17 protein-coding genes are annotated in these 16488 nt (G+C 59.9%); 3 read left to right on the top strand and 14 right to left on the bottom strand.

What is annotated here, in order from left to right:
• The first annotated feature begins 242 nt into the window (after nucleotides 1–242).
• On the top strand, nucleotides 243–1502 hold the full coding sequence (locus AACY18_RS21030; RefSeq protein WP_339465973.1) for an OprD family porin: 1260 nt from the start codon (nucleotides 243–245) through the stop codon (nucleotides 1500–1502).
• Nucleotides 1503–1555: 53 nt separating this feature from the next.
• Here AACY18_RS21030 and pcaC read toward each other — a convergent pair whose 3' ends face one another.
• The 11 genes from pcaC to pcaR all read right to left on the bottom strand — a co-directional run bounded on the left by pcaC (nucleotide 1556) and on the right by pcaR (nucleotide 12500).
• On the bottom strand, nucleotides 1556–1948 hold the full coding sequence (gene pcaC, locus AACY18_RS21025; protein WP_339430673.1) for a 4-carboxymuconolactone decarboxylase: 393 nt from the start codon (nucleotides 1946–1948) through the stop codon (nucleotides 1556–1558).
• 10 nt (nucleotides 1949–1958) lie between these two features.
• Nucleotides 1959–2750: a 3-oxoadipate enol-lactonase gene (gene pcaD / locus AACY18_RS21020; RefSeq protein WP_339465971.1), complete on the bottom strand. Its 792-nt coding sequence runs from the start codon at nucleotides 2748–2750 to the stop codon at nucleotides 1959–1961.
• A gap of 11 nt (nucleotides 2751–2761) precedes the next feature.
• On the bottom strand, nucleotides 2762–4126 hold the full coding sequence (locus tag AACY18_RS21015; protein WP_339465969.1) for a 3-carboxy-cis,cis-muconate cycloisomerase: 1365 nt from the start codon (nucleotides 4124–4126) through the stop codon (nucleotides 2762–2764).
• Nucleotides 4127–4171: 45 nt separating this feature from the next.
• Nucleotides 4172–5467 (bottom strand): MFS family transporter, encoded by a 1296-nt coding sequence (locus tag AACY18_RS21010; protein ID WP_339430670.1) that lies wholly within the window; start codon nucleotides 5465–5467, stop codon nucleotides 4172–4174.
• Between the two features lie 113 nt (nucleotides 5468–5580).
• Nucleotides 5581–6147, bottom strand: a complete 567-nt coding sequence (gene pcaG, locus AACY18_RS21005) for a protocatechuate 3,4-dioxygenase subunit alpha (RefSeq protein WP_339465968.1) — start codon at nucleotides 6145–6147, stop codon at nucleotides 5581–5583.
• A gap of 1 nt (nucleotide 6148) precedes the next feature.
• The gene (gene pcaH / locus AACY18_RS21000; RefSeq protein WP_339465967.1) at nucleotides 6149–6853 is read right to left on the bottom strand and encodes a protocatechuate 3,4-dioxygenase subunit beta; all 705 of its coding nucleotides are present in this window, start codon (nucleotides 6851–6853) and stop codon (nucleotides 6149–6151) included.
• Nucleotides 6854–6889: 36 nt separating this feature from the next.
• The gene (pcaF, locus tag AACY18_RS20995; RefSeq protein WP_339430667.1) at nucleotides 6890–8095 is read right to left on the bottom strand and encodes a 3-oxoadipyl-CoA thiolase; all 1206 of its coding nucleotides are present in this window, start codon (nucleotides 8093–8095) and stop codon (nucleotides 6890–6892) included.
• Nucleotides 8092–8874, bottom strand: coding sequence for a CoA-transferase subunit beta (locus AACY18_RS20990; RefSeq protein ID WP_339466015.1), 783 nt, complete (start codon nucleotides 8872–8874; stop codon nucleotides 8092–8094). Before AACY18_RS20990 ends, pcaF begins: the two co-directional genes overlap by 4 nt.
• A complete protein-coding gene (locus AACY18_RS20985) occupies nucleotides 8871–9728 on the bottom strand; it encodes a CoA transferase subunit A (protein ID WP_339430666.1) in 858 nt (285 codons plus the stop codon). The genes AACY18_RS20990 and AACY18_RS20985 overlap by 4 nt, the downstream gene beginning before the upstream one ends.
• Before the next feature lie 288 nt (nucleotides 9729–10016).
• The gene (locus AACY18_RS20980) at nucleotides 10017–11363 is read right to left on the bottom strand and encodes an MFS transporter (protein ID WP_339465965.1); all 1347 of its coding nucleotides are present in this window, start codon (nucleotides 11361–11363) and stop codon (nucleotides 10017–10019) included.
• A gap of 294 nt (nucleotides 11364–11657) precedes the next feature.
• Nucleotides 11658–12500, bottom strand: a complete 843-nt coding sequence (gene pcaR, locus AACY18_RS20975; RefSeq protein WP_339430664.1) for a pca regulon transcriptional regulator PcaR — start codon at nucleotides 12498–12500, stop codon at nucleotides 11658–11660.
• 650 nt (nucleotides 12501–13150) lie between these two features.
• Here pcaR and AACY18_RS20970 point away from each other — a divergent pair.
• Together AACY18_RS20970 and AACY18_RS20965 are read left to right on the top strand one after the other, a co-directional pair.
• Nucleotides 13151–13351: a hypothetical protein gene (locus tag AACY18_RS20970; protein ID WP_221731414.1), complete on the top strand. Its 201-nt coding sequence runs from the start codon at nucleotides 13151–13153 to the stop codon at nucleotides 13349–13351.
• A 375-nt stretch (nucleotides 13352–13726) separates the two neighbouring features.
• Nucleotides 13727–15202, top strand: coding sequence for an inorganic phosphate transporter (locus tag AACY18_RS20965; RefSeq protein WP_339430663.1), 1476 nt, complete (start codon nucleotides 13727–13729; stop codon nucleotides 15200–15202).
• Between the two features lie 235 nt (nucleotides 15203–15437).
• Here the strand turns inward: AACY18_RS20965 and ccoM are convergent, their stop codons facing one another.
• From ccoM to AACY18_RS20950, 3 genes are all read right to left on the bottom strand, one after another.
• Nucleotides 15438–15551 carry a cytochrome c oxidase subunit CcoM gene (ccoM, locus tag AACY18_RS20960; protein WP_003222396.1) on the bottom strand — a complete coding sequence of 38 codons (114 nt, stop codon included), beginning with the start codon at nucleotides 15549–15551 and terminating at the stop codon, nucleotides 15438–15440.
• Between the two features lie 146 nt (nucleotides 15552–15697).
• Nucleotides 15698–15859 carry a hypothetical protein gene (locus AACY18_RS20955; protein WP_339430662.1) on the bottom strand — a complete coding sequence of 54 codons (162 nt, stop codon included), beginning with the start codon at nucleotides 15857–15859 and terminating at the stop codon, nucleotides 15698–15700.
• Between the two features lie 93 nt (nucleotides 15860–15952).
• Nucleotides 15953–16294, bottom strand: a complete 342-nt coding sequence (locus AACY18_RS20950) for an aspartate-semialdehyde dehydrogenase (protein ID WP_339430661.1) — start codon at nucleotides 16292–16294, stop codon at nucleotides 15953–15955.
• Nucleotides 16295–16488: the final 194 nt, after the last annotated feature.

Genomic DNA, 16488 nt, shown 5'->3' with positions numbered 1-16488 from the left:
CGCAATTAATCTTGCGTTCGATAATCGCCCAAAACCCGTTTTCCCCAATTGAAACCCCACTGCCGCGCCCCGCACCATTCGCTCCACAAAACCAATAACAACAGGTTCGACAACATGCCCCCGCGCCCTGCCCTGTCTGGCTGATTGCCTTCGCTTGATCTCCCCCATTGCATTCCATGTCTGCCCCCTGAAAGCGGCGGCAGCGCACCCGCTCGACTATAAAAACCAGAGAGACCCAATCCATGACAGCCTCCCCTGCGCCTTACGTATTCCCCGGTTTGATCGCCCTGGCCCTGGCCGGCGCCGCACTGCCCGCCACGGCTGAAGAAGCCGGATTTGTTGAAGGCGCGAAGGTCAACCTGAACCTGCGCAACTTCTACATCAACCGTAACTTCACCAACCCGACCAAGGCTCAGGGCAAGGCTGAAGAGTGGACACAAAGCTTCATCCTCGACGCCAGGTCCGGCTTCACTCAAGGCACCGTCGGTTTCGGCATGGACGTGCTGGGCCTGTATTCGGTGAAGCTCGATGGCGGTAAAGGCACGGGGGGTACGCAGTTATTGCCGCTGGATCATGACGCCCGCCCGGCGGACAACTTCGGGCGCACCAGCGTGGCGTTCAAAGCGAAGTTTTCCCAGACAGAAGTGAAAGTCGGCGAGTGGATGCCGGTGCTGCCCATCCTGCGTTCGGACGACGGTCGCTCGCTGCCGCAAACCTTTCGAGGTGGCCAGATCACCTCGAAGGAAATCGATGGCCTGACACTCTACGGCGGCCAGTTCCGCGCCAACAGCCCGCGCGACGACAGCAGCATGAACGACATGTCGATGTCCGGCAAAGCGGCGTTCACCTCCGATCGCTTCAACTTTCAGGGCGGCGAATATGTGTTCAATGAAAAACGCACACAGATCGGTGTGTGGAATGCCGAACTCAAGGACATCTACAGCCAGCAATACATCAACCTGATCCACAGCCAGCCGCTGGGCGACTGGACCCTGGGCGCCAACCTCGGTTTTTTCTACGGCAAGGACGACGGCAGCGCCCGCGCTGGCGATCTGGAAAACAAGACCTGGTCGGGTCTGTTCTCAGCCAAATACGGCGGCAACACCTTCTATATCGGCCTGCAAAAACTCACCGGCGACAGCGCGTGGATGCGGGTCAACGGCACCAGCGGCGGCACCTTGGCCAACGACAGCTACAACGCCAGTTATGACAATGCCCAGGAACGCTCCTGGCAACTGCGCCACGACTACAATTTCGCGGCCCTCGGCGTGCCGGGCCTGACCCTGATGAACCGCTACATCAGCGGCGACAATGTGCATACCGCATCCACCACCGATGGCAAGGAATGGGGACGCGAATCGGAACTGGGTTACACCGTACAAAGCGGCACGCTCAAGGATTTGAACGTCAAGTGGCGCAACTCGACCATCCGCCGCGACTTCAGCAACAACGAGTTCGACGAGAACCGTTTGATCGTCAGCTATCCGATCAGCTTGCTGTAACCGCACGCCTGCTCCCCCGGTTGATCGTTTTTAAACTGGGGGAGCAGGCTGGATTACTCTCGGGACTCAACGCCCAGTTCATCCCAAACCGATTCGGCCAGATGAAAAGTGGCATTCGCCGCCGGAATCCCGCAATAAATCGCGCTCTGCATGATCACTTCCTTGATCTCGCCACGGCTCACGCCGTTATTGGCTGCGGCCCGAAGGTGCAGTTTGAGCTCACCTTCGCGGTTCATGCCGATCAGCATGGCGATGGTGACCAGGCTGCGGGTATGGCGAGGCAACCCCGGACGCGTCCAGATATCACCCCAGGCGTGGCGAGTGATCATCTCCTGGAATTCCGAGTTGAACTCGGTCAGCGCGGTCAGGCTGCGATCAACGTGAGCATCGCCCAGCACCGCACGGCGCACTTGCATGCCTTCGTCGTAACGTTGTTTCTCGTCCACAAAAACGTCCTCAGTCAGCCTGAAAAAACGCCAACACGCGATCACTGAAATCCGCACCGGCCTGTACGTTGGACAAATGCGCCGCGTAGAATTCGGCGTACTCGGCCCCGTGTACGTGTTCCTGAATGAAACGCCCGCCAGACGGCGGCGTGACCGCATCTTCAGTGCCGGCGATCACCAGCAACGGCACAATGATCGAGGCCAGTTGCTCTCGAAAATCGGCATCACGCACCGCCGCGCAATTGGCCGCATAACCTTCAGGCGACGTCGCCGCGAGCATGTCAGTGATCTTCTTCACCGCAACCGGATTGGCAGCGGAAAAATCAGGCGTGAACCAACGGGCAATCGACGCATCACGCAGTGCAATCATCGCTGCCGGGCCGTCACGCAGCACGGTCTCGATGCGTGGATTCCACACCGATGGATCGCCGATCTTCGCCGCGGTGTTGCACACAATCAGTTTGTGCAGACGATGACCGGCATTGATCCCCAGCCACTGACCGATCAGCCCGCCCATCGACAGTCCGCAGAAATGCGCGCGCTCAATGTGCAGCGCATCCAGCAGCGCCAGCACGTCGCGGCCCAATTGCTCGATGCTGTACGGCCCCGGCGTCACCAGCGATTGGCCGTGGCCACGGGTGTCGAACCGCAACACACGAAAATGCTCGGTGAACGCCGGCATTTGCGCATCCCACATGTGCAGGTCGGTACCCAGGGAGTTGGACAGCACCAGCACCGGCGCATCGACCGGGCCTTCAATGGTGTAGTGCAGTTCGCCATCGGCGAGTTGAACGAAAGCCACAGCCGTCTCCTTCAGACAGTCAAAGCGTTGTGTTCGGCCACCGCCCGTTCGACCCAGACGTGTGCCTGTCCGAGGTAGTGGGCGGGGTTGAGTAAGTGATCCAGTTCAGCATTGCTCAGTTGGGCGGTGATTTCTGGCTCGTCACCGAGCACGGCACGCAGATGCCGTTGCTCGGCCACCGCACGTTTGCAGCATCGTTCGAGCAAGTGATGCGCGGTGTCGCGACCGACCCGTTGCGCGAGGACGATACTGACCGCTTCGGCCAGCACCAGCCCTTGAGTCAATTCGAGGTTACGGGCCATACGGGCAGCGTCCACTTCCAGGCCGTCAGCGAGCAATCGCGCCTGTTGCAGTGATCCCGAAACGAGGCAGCAAATCTCGGGCAGGGTTTCCCATTCGGCATGCCACAGACCGAGGCTACGCTCGTGTTCCTGAGGCATGGCACTGAACAATGTCGAGACCAGGCCCGGCACCCGCGTCGCCGCGCCGATCAGCACCGCAGCCCCAACCGGGTTGCGCTTGTGCGGCATGGTCGAAGAACCGCCCTTCCCCGGCGCCGAGGGTTCGAAAACTTCCGCCACTTCGGTCTGCATCAACAGGCTGATGTCGCGCCCGAGCTTGCCGAGGCTGCCGGCGATCAATCCCAGTGCCGCGCCAAACTCGACCACGCGATCGCGCTGGGTGTGCCACGGTTGTTCCGGCATGGTCAGTTGCAGCTCCTGGGCCAAGGCTTGGGCAATCGGCAAGGCCTGTTCACCGAGCGCCGCGAGTGTCCCCGACGCGCCGCCGAATTGCAGCACCAGCAAACGTGGCTTGAGTTCGCGCAGACGTTGACGACTGCGCGTGACGGCGCCCAGCCATCCAGCGATCTTCATGCCGAGGGTCACCGGTGTCGCGTGCTGCAACCAGGTGCGCCCGGCCAGCGGTGTTGCGGCGTGGCGTTGTGCCTGGACCGCCAACGAGCTCGCCAGTTGTGCCAGATCACGTTCGATCAACGCCAACGCCTGACGCAATTGCAGTACCAACCCGCAATCCATTACGTCCTGACTGGTGGCGCCCAAATGCACATAACGCTCGGCCTCGGCATCCGTTGCGGCGATCTGCTTGCCCAACGCCTTGACCAATGGAATCGCCGAATTGCCCGCCGTGGCAATCGCCTCGCCCAACGCGGCGAAGTCATAGAGCCCGGCGTTGCAGGCGTTTTCAATGGGTGAAACAGCGCTCGTCGGAATCAACCCCACACGCGCTTCGGCCCGGACCAGCGCCGCTTCGAAGTCGAGCATCGCCTGCACCCGGCCCTGATCGCAGAACACGTCGCGCATATCGCGGGCAGTGAAATAGGCATCGAACAATTGATTGCCCGGTCGCTGAGTCATAGAAGTCCTTGCTGGCGCGGGCCACATTGGCCCGCGCGTTTCGGGTTAGAGGTCGTGGTGCAAATATTTAGCCTGTTTCGGCAAGCGCAGGCTGAACAGGAAGGCCACCGCCATCATCAGCGTAACGTACCAGTAGAAGGCGTTTTCCATGCCGCCGGCTTTCAGGCTCAAAGCGACGAATTCCGCCGAACCGCCGAAGATCGCGTTCGCCACCGCATACGCCAGGCCAACGCCAAGGGCGCGCACCTCGGGCGGGAACATTTCGGCTTTCACCAGACCGCTGATCGAGGTGTAGAAACTCACGACGGCCAGTGCCAGCGTGATCAGCACAAAGGCCAGGAACGGGCTGCTGACGCTTTTGAGCGTCAGCAGGATCGGCACGGTCAACAGCGTGCCGAGCGCGCCGAACCAGAGCATCGAATGACGTCGGCCAATCTTGTCGGCGAGCATGCCGAACAGCGGCTGCATGCACATATACAGGAACAGTGCGCCGGTCATGATGTAGCTGGCGGTCTTGGCATGCATGCCAGCAGTGTTCACCAGGTACTTCTGCATGTAAGTGGTGAACGTGTAGAAAATCAGCGAACCACCCGCGGTGTAACCCAGCACAGTAATGAACGCCGCTTTGTGGTCACGGAACAACGCGGTGATGCTGCCGGCGTCCTTGTTTTCACGCATTTGCTTGCTGCTGGTTTCTTTCAGCGAACGTCGCAGCAGCAAGGAAATCACCGCCGCCGCCGCGCCGACCACAAACGGAATCCGCCAGCCATAAGCACGCAGGTCTTCTTCCGTCAGGAACTGTTGCAGGATCACCACCAGCGACACCGCCAGCAATTGCCCGCCAATCAACGTCACATACTGGAACGAGGCGAAAAACCCGCGCTGCCCCTTGAGCGCCACTTCGCTCATGTACGTCGCCGTGGTGCCGTACTCGCCGCCCACCGACAGCCCTTGCAGCAACCGCGCGAACAACAGCAGCAACGGCGCCCATACGCCGATGGTGTTATAGGTCGGCAGACAGGCGATGAGCAACGAGCCGAAGCACATCATCAGTACCGAGATCATCATCGAGGCCTTGCGGCCCTTCTTGTCCGCCAGACGACCGAAGATCCAGCCACCAATCGGTCGCATCAGGAACCCGGCGGCGAACACGCCCGCGGTGTTGACCAACTGCACCGTGGGGTTGTCGGAGGGGAAAAACGCCGGGGCGAAATAGATCGCGCAAAAGGCGTAGACGTAGAAGTCGAACCATTCGACAAGGTTGCCGGACGAGGCACCGACGATGGCGAAGATACGCTTGCTGCGCTCTTCGCCAGTGTAATGGGAAGTGATGGTTGTCATTGTTTTTCATTCAATAGGGACAGTGAGAGTCTAGACATACTTTGCAACACTCCCGTTCCACAGAGATATCCGTCCCCCGCAGAGCGCGGGGACGATCAGCGGGGAGGCGTTCTTCAATAATCGAAGAACACCGTTTCGGCGTCAGTGCCTTGCAGAACCACATTCCACTGATAGACACCCGCCGCATCCGGCTTGGCCAGCAATGTCCCACGGCGCTCGGCCGGTACGCATTCGAGCAGTGGATCATTCACGTTCGCCGGGTCGCCCTCGAAGTAAATCCGCGTCAGCAAGTGCTTGACCAACCCGCGAGCAAACACCAACACCACCAGATGCGGCGCCTGGGTCGAGCCCTTCAAACCCTCGACCGTGCCCGGTTTGATCGTGGTGAAACGAAAGCGTCCTTCGGCATCCACCGGTACGCGGCCGAAACCTTCGAAGTGCGGGTCCAGCGGTTTGTCCTGTTCGTCTTCCGGATGGTCGTATTTGCCGGCCGCATTGGCTTGCCAGACTTCGAGCATGGCGTCGTTGACGATGTCGCCGTTGCCATCGACGACTTGCCCGGTGATCGCCACGCGCTCGCCGAGGGTTTGTTCGACAGCCAGGTGTTCGCGGTTCAGCCAGGTCAGGCCGATGTGGTAATACGGCCCGACGGTGTGGGACGTGGTTGCAGTCAGGGTCATCTTATTTCTCCATCGGCGTGGCTTCACGGCCGCGCAGCACGATGTCCCAGCGGTAACCGAGAGCATAGGAAGGAACAGTTTTTTCCAGATCGAAAGCAGCGATCAGACGCTCCTTGGCCGACGTGTCCGGTACACAGTTGTAGATCGGGTCGTAGGCCAGCAGCGGATCGCCGGGGAAATACATCTGCGTCACCAGCCGGGTGAGGATGCTCGGCCCGAACAGCGAAAAGTGGATGTGCGCCGGGCGCCAGGCATTGTGGTGGTTGCCCCACGGATAGGCGCCGGGCTTGATGGTCTGGAACTGGTACCAGCCGTCGGCGTCGGTCACGGTGCGGCCGGTGCCGGTGAAATTCGGGTCCAGCGGTGCGTCGTGCAGGTCGCGCGGGTGGTTGTAGCGACCGGCGGCGTTGGCCTGCCAGATCTCCACCAGAATCCCCGGCACCGGCAGACCGTTTTCGTCCAGGACCCGGCCGTGGATGATGATGCGCTCGCCCTGCGGTTCGCCGCTGTGCTGAGCCGTCAGATCGTTGTCGGTTTCAGCCACACGCTCGGCACCGATGGTCGGCCCGGTGATCTCCGACAACGAATGTGGCAGATACACCAAAGGCTTCGACGGCGAGCGCAAATTGGTGGATTGGTAGGTCGGGTGCAGGTACTCAGGCTGGGTGCCTTCCTGCGGGCGACGGTAACCAGGCTTGTCAGTCATTTCGCTTTCCTCAGTTCTTTTTCTTGCCGCTGCGCGTCAGACGCGCTCGATGGCCAGGGCCAGGCCTTGGCCGACACCGACGCACATGGTCGCCAGACCTTTCTTGCCACCGGTCTTTTCCAAGTGATGCAACGCAGTCAGCACCAGCCGCGCACCGCTCATGCCCAACGGGTGCCCCAGGGCAATCGCGCCACCGTTGGGGTTGACCTTTGCGGCATCATCCGCCAGCCCCAGTTCACGCAGCACCGCCAAGCCTTGGCTGGCGAACGCTTCGTTGAGCTCAATCACGTCGAAATCGCTGACCGCCACGCCGAGCCGTTCGATCAGTTTACGAACCGCTGGCACCGGGCCGATGCCCATCACCCGAGGGGCAACGCCGGCACTGGCCATGCCCAGCACTTTGGCGCGGGCAGTCAGGCCATGTTTTTTCACGGCGTGAGCCGAGGCCAGAATCAACGCCGCGGCGCCGTCGTTAACGCCCGAGGCATTGCCGGCGGTGACGGTTTTGTCCACGCCGTTGACCGGTTTGAGTTTGGCCAACGCTTCAAGTGTCGTGTCCGCACGCGGGTGTTCATCCTGACTGACCACGGTTTCGCCCTTCTTGTGGGCGATCCGCACTTCGACGATCTCTTCAGCGAAGTAGCCGGCGGCCTGCGCGGCGGCAGTCCGTTGCTGGCTGCGCAGGGCGAAAGCGTCCTGATCCGCACGCGACACCTTATAGTCGTCGGCAACGTTATCAGCGGTCTGCGGCATCGCATCGACGCCGTACTGAGCTTTCATCAAAGGGTTGATGAAACGCCAGCCAATCGTGGTGTCTTCCAGTTTCATGTTGCGAGAGAACGCCGCGTCGGCCTTGCCCATCACGAACGGCGCGCGGGACATCGACTCGACGCCGCCGGCAATCGCCAACTCCATCTCACCGCTGGCGATGGCGCGGAACGCCGTACCAATCGCATCCATGCCCGAAGCGCAGAGACGATTGAGCGTTACGCCCGGAACGGTTTCCGGCAAGCCAGCCAGCAGCAGCGCCATACGTGCGACGTTACGGTTGTCTTCGCCGGCCTGGTTGGCGCAGCCGAGGAATACCTCGTCGATCGCGCTCCAGTCCACAGACGGATTGCGCTCCATCAGCGCCTTGATCGGCACGGCGGCGAGATCATCGGCACGCACGGCAGACAAACCACCGCCGAAACGGCCGATGGGCGTACGAATCGCATCGCAGATATACACATCACGCATCATGCTTCTCCCGGTGCCTGGCCATGGGCGGCGGCGGTGCGCGCTTCGAGATCACGCAGCGCGGTCAGTTCGACGTCAGTCGGTGCCGCAGTCGTTTCAACGTCGTCGGCAAACCGGATCGCCCAACCGGTGGCGGCAACCACTTGCTCGCGGGTGACGCCCGGATGCAGCGCGGTGACCACGAACTCGTGAGTCCCCGCTTCCGGCTCCATGATGCACAGGTCGGTAATGATGCCCACCGGCCCGGCCCCCGGCAGGCCCAGACGCTTGCGTGAATCGCCACCCTCGCCATGACCGACCGAGGTGATGAAGTCGAGCTTGTCGACAAACGAACGCGCCGACTGTTTAAGGATGATCAACACACTCTTCGCCGAACCGGCAATTTCCGGCGCGCCACCGGCACCCGGCAAGCGCACTTTCGGTGCGTGATAATCGCCGACCACGGTGGTGTTGATGTTGCCGAAACGGTCCACTTGCGCGGCGCCGAGAAAACCGACGTCGATGCGCCCGCCCTGCAACCAATAGCGAAAAATCTCACCGGTCGGTACGACGGTGTCAGCGGTTTCCGCCAACTCACCGTCACCGATGGACAGCGGCAGCACACTGGGCTTGGCGCCAATCGGGCCCGATTCGTAAATCAGCACCACGTCCGGCGATGACGTCAGGCGCGCCAGGTTTGCCGCTTTCGACGGCAGGCCGATGCCGACAAAGCACACCAAACCGTTCTTCAAGCGACGGGCCGCCGCGACGGTCATCATTTCGTTGGTGGAGTACGTCATTATTTGGCCTCCGAAGCAGCGGCCAACTTGGCCTGGAACTCGCTGAAGTCAGCGCAGCCATGGATGTATTCGTTGATCCACGCGGTAAACGTCCCACGGTCACGGGCGATCGGATCCCACGCCTGATAGAAACGATTGTCACGCTCGGTGTAACCGTGGGCGTAGGACGGATGCGCACCGCCCGGTACGTGGCAAACCGCGCTCAGAGCCCAGGTCGGCAGGACGCAGGCGTTCATCGGAGCCTTGAGGTCGTCGACGATTTCTTCCACGGTGACGATGCAGCGTTTGGCCGCCAGTGCCGCTTCTTTCTGCACACCGAGAATGCCCCACAACAGAACGTTGCCTTGGCGATCGGCTTTCTGCGCGTGGATCACGGTCACGTCCGGCCGTACCGAAGGCACGGCTGCCAGCACCTCACCGGTAAACGGGCAAGTGACGGACTTGATCAGTGGATTGACCTTCGGCAGGTCGGAACCGGCGTAAGCCCGCAGCACCGCGAACGGCAGGCCAGAGGCGCCAGCCACGTAAGCATTGGCCAGGTCGGCATGGCTGTGTTCTTCGATTTCCAGTGGGTGCGGCCACTGCTTCTCGACCGCGTCGCGCAGACGGTGCAGCGAACCCACACCGGGATTACCGCCCCAGGAGAAAATCAGCTTGCGTGCACAACCGGCGCCGATCAGTTGGTCGTAGATCAGGTCAGGCGTCATCCGCACCAGCGTCAGATCTTTCTTGCCCTGACGAATGATTTCATGACCCGCTGCCGTAGGGATCAGGTGGGTGAAGCCTTCGAGCGCGACCGTGTCGCCGTCGTTGACGAATTGCTTCACCGCGTCGTGCAGCGAAAGGATCTCAGCCATGGAGCGGGCTCCCGTTTTTGTAATGAATCGCCAGTGATAAAAAGGCGCGAGGTTCAGCGCCGGAGTCACTGCAGATTAAGCCTGGGAAAATCGCCAAACAATCCGATAACCGACTGAGTGTTCGTTTATCGAACAGATTGTTATCACCCTAACAATCGGCCGCAAAAGCTTCGCCGAAACGCCGCTCGGAGCAAGCCCGCTCCCACAGGTTGAAATGCATTCCAATGTGGGAACGGGCTTGCTCGCGAAGAGGCCAGAACATCCAACAAATATTCTTACCCTTTAAACTCACGTCGCATCCGCGTGACTGACCATCCCTTTGATCAGCACTGCCGCCGTCGCCAACGCCGCCGGAATCACCAACGCCGTCAAAACCTGCTCAAAGTTCCAGCCCAGGCCCAACAGCGTCGCGCCCATCCAGGCCCCGAGAATCGCGCCAAAACGACCAATCCCCAGCATCCACGACACCCCGGTCGCCCGCCCTTGCGTCGGATAAAACCGCGCCGCCAGCGAAGGCATCGCCGATTGCGCACCGTTCACGCACATCCCCGCCACCAGCACCAGCGTCGCCAGCAATGTGATGTTGCCCAGGCTCTGCCCTACCGCGTAGGCAAACACGCCGGCCAACAGGTAGAACGTGCCGATGACCTTGTGCGGATTGAACCGATCCATCGCCCATCCCACAGCGACCGCGCTCAACACGCCGCCGAACTGGAACAACGCGCCAATGAACGCCGCCTGCTCCATGCTCGCGCCACTGTCACGCATCAGCGTCGGCAACCAACTGGTCAGCAGGTAAACGATGACCAGGCCCATGAAGTAGGTCAGCCACAGCAGCAGCGTGCCTGCGCTGTAGGTGCCAGAGAAAATCACCGCGAACACGTTGCGGGCCTTGACGGTTTTCTGTTCCGGCACGCTGAAGCTTGAGGCCTGGGCGACGACGACAGGATCAATCGGTGCCAAGGTCTTGCGCACCTTGTCGGTGCCACGGTTACGCACTACCAGATAGCGCGCCGACTCCGGCAGCCAGAACAGCAATACGACAGCGAGGATCAGCGGCAGAATCCCGCCGATCAGCAACAGGCTGTGCCAGCCGAACGCTGGAATCAGTTTTGCCGAAATGAATCCACCGCCAGCCATACCCAGGTTGAAGCCGCAGAACATGCTGGTCACCAGCAGCGACTTCTTGCGCTCCGGGGTGTATTCCGAGAGCAGCGTGGTGGCGTTGGGCATCCCGGCGCCAAGACCCAGACCGGTCAAGAAGCGCAGCACCAGCAGTTGATCGAGATTACTGCTGTACGCCGACGCGAGGCTGAACGCACCGAACAGCAGGACCGCGCCCACCAGTACGACTTTTCGCCCAAAACGGTCAGCCAGCGGGCCGGAACCGAGGGCGCCAAACACCATGCCGATCAACGCAGCGCTCATCACCGGGCCGAGGCTGGCGCGATCGATGCCCCAGTCCTGGGACAACGCCGGGGCAATGAAGCCCATCGCGGCGGTGTCGAGACCATCGAGGAACACAATCAGAAAACACAGGATCACCACCCGCCATTGATAGCGCGAGATCGGTTGGGCATTGATGAAGGTCTGCACGTCGAGGCATTGACCTACAGCGGACTGAGGCTGGTTCATTATTTTTATTCCACGCAAAAAACGCAGTCGAACGGCGGCCGGCCACAGAGCGGCACGGTCACAAGAATAGAAGGTGTGAATCAGGCGTTGCGGTGAACCCGGCAATACGGGCTGAAGCTGTGACAGTCGGGGAACGTGCACATGGAGAGTTGCCTCTTGTCATTATTATGGGAGTCGGCAGTCCGGCGAGGCCATTGACGTCAGCGCCGGATGACGCTGCCGCGACATTAATGATCCGAGGGTTTTAGCGTCAATTCGATAAACGCAACACTGTGCGTTTATCGAACAGCTTCATCAGGCGAACAACTGCGCACTGAGGTCGCGACTGGCACTGAGCAGGCCTGGCAGGAAGCGCTGTTCCAGCTCGCTGCGGCTGACGCGGCCGGCGTGGGTACTGACGTTGAGCGCCGCCACCACTTGGCCTGATGCGTCGTAGACCGGCACCGCAATCGAACGCAGCCCTTGCTCCAGTTCCTGGTCGACGATGCACCAGCCCTGCTGCCGCACTTCTTGCAGGCATTCGAGCAACGCCTGGGGCGTGTGAATCGTGCGGCTGGTCTTGGCCACCAGTTCGGCGTGGTCCAGGTATTCACCCAAGGTCGTGTCGTCCAGCGCGGCCAGCAGAATGCGGCCCATTGAAGTGCAATAGGCCGGCAGGCGCCCGCCCACTGACAAATCCACCGAAATCAGCCGTTGAGTCGTCGCCGAACGGGCGATGTAGAGAATGTCGTCGCCCTCCAGCGTGGCCATGTTGCAGGCTTCGTGCAGTTGCTCGCTCATACGGTCGAGGTAGGGCTGAGCCGAGACGGCGAGCGGCGTTGAGGACAGATAAGCGTGGCCCAGGGTCAGCACTTTCGGCAGCAACGAGTAGGTACGGCCATCGGTGGTGGCGTAGCCGAGCTTGATCAAGGTGTGCAGGCAACGGCGCACGGCAGCGCGGGGAATTTCCGTGCGGTGGCTGATCTGGGCGATGGTCAGGTGCCGCTTGCGCTCTTGAAACGCCTGCACCACGGCCAGGCCACGGGCTAGCGAGGTCATGAAATCCGGATCGCCCGTCAACGCCTGGATCCGCTTGGCCGGCGAGGCGACGATCGGCGGCGCCACGGAGGTGAAGGAGTTGCGCATTTGATCGTTCATTTCAGGTCCTTTATCCGGCTCGGATCAGTGGTTATACAAACGGCTCGCGGGCCAATACACAAGCAACGCCCCTCAAGATCGGGCAATTATCGAACCGCCGACCGATAATCGCAACAAACCCGCAGGCCCGCATCACCGCTTGATCCGCTCGCCCAACTTCGCTGACACACTCAATCGCCCCCTTAGTTGATCGAGTAAATGGCGCCAAAAACAGAACGCGTGGCAAATAACGATTTACCTGCACTTCAACTAGCGACAAAAGTTGCGAGTAACAAAACAATCACACATCCAGAACCGTTTTTAACTTGGCAAAGATAGTCATTCCTGAATCGGCCGCTATAATGCACCCCAGTGAGGCCGCGATTTTTTAATCAGCAAGGTCGCCACTGGCTTTCGCGATATCCATCGTCGTCAGCCCCAGCCAGCGCTTGACGCTCATTATTCATGCAACGCCAGCGCTCGCTGAAACAGGAAACTGATGCTGCGTCAGTTTTAATCTGGTGCCGTAGCCGCCTGTAACACGGAAGTCTTGATCGCCCTGCCGATGCCACCAATGCCTGTTCAGGCGTGGCGCGCTCGACGGGTCTGTTCAATTGATTCGTTGCAGTGCGTTTCACCAGATATTTATCTCAACTCAAACAGGTAGCACTGTGACGAAAGACGAACTGCGCGCGGAACTTGAGCGCCAGGAACAACGTTACAAGGAAGTTTATGGCGGGGAAGTCACCACCTACGCCGCTCAGCCCGAACCGGAGCGCAAGCCTTGGCGTAAGCGCGCCACCGTTCAGGATCAGGTCTTCAAACAAGAGATTGAAAAGATCGAAAAGGAACTCAAAGCCGAAGAGCCATGAGCCACCGGTTTTGATTATTTCGAAGGTCGCGTGCGCACCGGCTACAAGCGCGGTGTATCGACGATGCCTTGCCCGCCCGCTATCCGCGGGCAGCGGCGGCTATGCACCGCCCTACAGACCAATGGCATGCTTCAGACAGGTTTCAGAGATATTTCAGACAAGCGTTTGAGCCTGCGACACTGCCTGAAAAATGCTCACCATCAGCAATATTAACCAATAAAATCAATGACTTGAAAAACCCTCCATAACACTGGGTTTTAACGCCCTGCAACAAATTAAATAGAAGAAGAATGTTACCAATGAGCAGGTAGGGCATCGATTTCGAGACTTTTCTGGCATAATCGCGCCCCCTTACGACCGGGTCAGAAAACCTTCATGATCGATTTATTCAGCGGACTGGATGCTTGGGTGCTTGTGAGCCTCTTGCTCGCCCTGACGTTTGTCCTCGCCTTCGAGTTCATCAATGGATTTCATGACACCGCTAACGCGGTAGCCACTGTTATCTACACCAAAGCCATGCCGCCTCATCTGGCGGTGTTCTTTTCCGGTGTGTTCAATTTCCTCGGCGTGCTGCTGGGCGGCGTTGGCGTGGCGTATGCCATTGTTCACTTGCTGCCGGTTGAACTGCTGATCAACGTGAACACGGGCCATGGCCTGGCAATGGTGTTCTCGTTGCTCGCCGCGGCTATCGCCTGGAACCTTGGCACCTGGTACTTCGGTATCCCCGCCTCCAGTTCCCACACCTTGATCGGTTCGATTCTCGGTGTCGGTCTGGCCAATGCCCTGATCAACGATATTCCGTTGGCCGACGGGGTTAACTGGCAGAAAGCGATCGATATCGGCGCCTCGCTGGTGTTCTCGCCAATGGCCGGTTTCCTGGTTGCAGGCCTGGTGCTGGTTGGCCTGAAATGGTGGCGCCCGCTGTCGAAGATGCACAAGACACCGGAACAACGCCGCAAGATCGACGACAAGAAGCACCCGCCATTCTGGAATCGCCTGGTACTGGTGATGTCAGCCATGGCCATGAGCTTCGTGCACGGCTCCAACGATGGTCAGAAAGGCATCGGCCTGATCATGCTGGTCCTGATCGGTATCGTGCCTGCTCAGTTCGTACTCGACCTGAACAGCACCACTTATCAGATCGAACGTACCCGCGACGCCACCCTGCACCTGAGCCAGTTTTACCAGCGCAACGCCGAAACCCTCGGCGAGTTCCTGGCCCTGGGTAAAAGCGTCGAAGGCGACCTGCCGGAGAAATTCCGCTGCAACCCGCAGCAGACCGAACCGACCATCTCCGCCCTGCTCCACACCCTCAAGGGTGTAGCGGACTACCATTCGCTGCCGGCCGACAGCCGCATCGAAGTGCGTCGCTACCTGCTCTGCCTGGACGACACCGCGAAGAAAGTCGCCAAGCTGCCGGGCCTTCAGGCTCGTGAAAAAGCTGACCTGGACAAACTGCGTAAAGACCTGACCACCACCACCGAATACGCCCCGTTCTGGGTCATTCTGGCGGTCGCCATGGCCTTGGGTCTGGGCACCATGGTCGGCTGGAAGCGCGTAGTAAAGACCATCGGCGAGAAGATCGGTAAGCAAGGCATGACCTATGCACAGGGCATGTCAGCCCAGATCACCGCCGCATGCATGATTGGCCTGGCCAACATCTTCAGCCTGCCGGTGTCCACCACCCACGTTCTGTCCTCGGGCGTGGCCGGTACCATGGTCGCCAACAAAAGCGGCCTGCAAGGCGGGACGGTGAAAACCATCCTGCTGGCATGGGTGCTGACCCTGCCGGCAACCGTGGCACTGTCGGCCGGATTGTTCTGGCTGGCGTCCATGGTGCTGGGTAGCTGATAGGCAGCGAAAAATGAAAAAGGCGCGATTCGAAAGGATCGCGCCTTTTTTGTTCATCTCGGGAAAAAGGTCACACGGGCAGAGATTGTGCGATTGGACGGGCCTCTTCGCGAGCCAGCCCGCACACATTTCAAACCGCATACACCAGGGTGGGTCCACAGGCCGCCAGGCACACAAAAAAAAGGGCAACCGAAGTTGCCCAAAATGCCTTGCGTGCTCGTCAATCCAGAAGAACCTACTTCTTGCGCTTGTTCGCATCCTTCCAGATAAAAAATCCAAACCCTGCAAAAAACAGAACCATGAGGCCCACTGTGAGGACTCCGGCAAACACCACGTTATCGAAAAACATGACTGGCCTCCTGGCCCCTGCTCTGCTGCGATGGAGCTAAGTTAACCAATCAGGCAGGCGCAGAAATTGACCGGGGTCAATGCCAATGAAGAAGGGGAGTAAAGGCGGGAAAATAACTGACCTGCATCAAAGGATGCAGGGGGAAATCAACGCTTTTTCGGTTTGTTTTTCGACTTTTTCCTGGCTTTTCCCAACGGCATGGCCTGTTCGAAGGCATTGCGCACTTCATTCAGACGCTTCTCGTTGAGGTCATGCACGCGTTTGGCGCGTTCGGTACTGAGGTCGATCAGTTTGTCGTCTTGGCTCATGGCGTTCGATGCATCGCTTGAAGAAAACACAACTGCCAGATCACCGGCAGGACTGCGTCAATAATGCCGCCTGACGTCAGCGCTGACCAGCCATCAGATCTCGATATCAACCCACATGCCCTGACGCGGTTGATCTTCCATCAGCGGCACCACCGGCACGGTGTTGTCGGCATTGAGTTCTGTGCCTGGCACGGCGAGATGTTCTTCGGGGTCTTCATCCGCTTCGCGGCGGCGACGCTCGCGCTCCTGCTTACGGCGCTGTTCCTCGCGCAATTGCAGCGCGGCCTCTTCCGGGTCGCGCTTTTGCAGGTCGATCGTGCTTTCGCTGGAGCTTTCCTGCACCGGCACCACCGGTGGAATGTCCGGGCGCTGGCGGATCGGGTCCTGCTGGGAAGTGATCGGCACAGCGCTCAGGGGGAGCATCGGTGGCAGCATATAGAGGGTCTCCTGTCAGCAGGCTATCGGCTTGAGCGATCACGGCTTGAGCCGTCGGTCGCAAACTTGTGACCGGATTGGCACTCACAGGTGCCCTGCCACTTCCTGAAACCGACGCATGGCCTAATCTTCCCTGAACATATAAAAGCTGGGCGCGGCTCCTTATCCTTTGGCCTCGGGGCCTCATTCCGTTA

Origin of the sequence: Pseudomonas sp. EA_65y_Pfl2_P74, assembly GCF_963970575.1 — a bacterium.
GTDB classification, from domain to species: Bacteria; Pseudomonadota; Gammaproteobacteria; order Pseudomonadales; family Pseudomonadaceae; genus Aquipseudomonas; species Aquipseudomonas baetica_A.
This window is presented reverse-complemented; position numbering and strand designations above follow the sequence as displayed.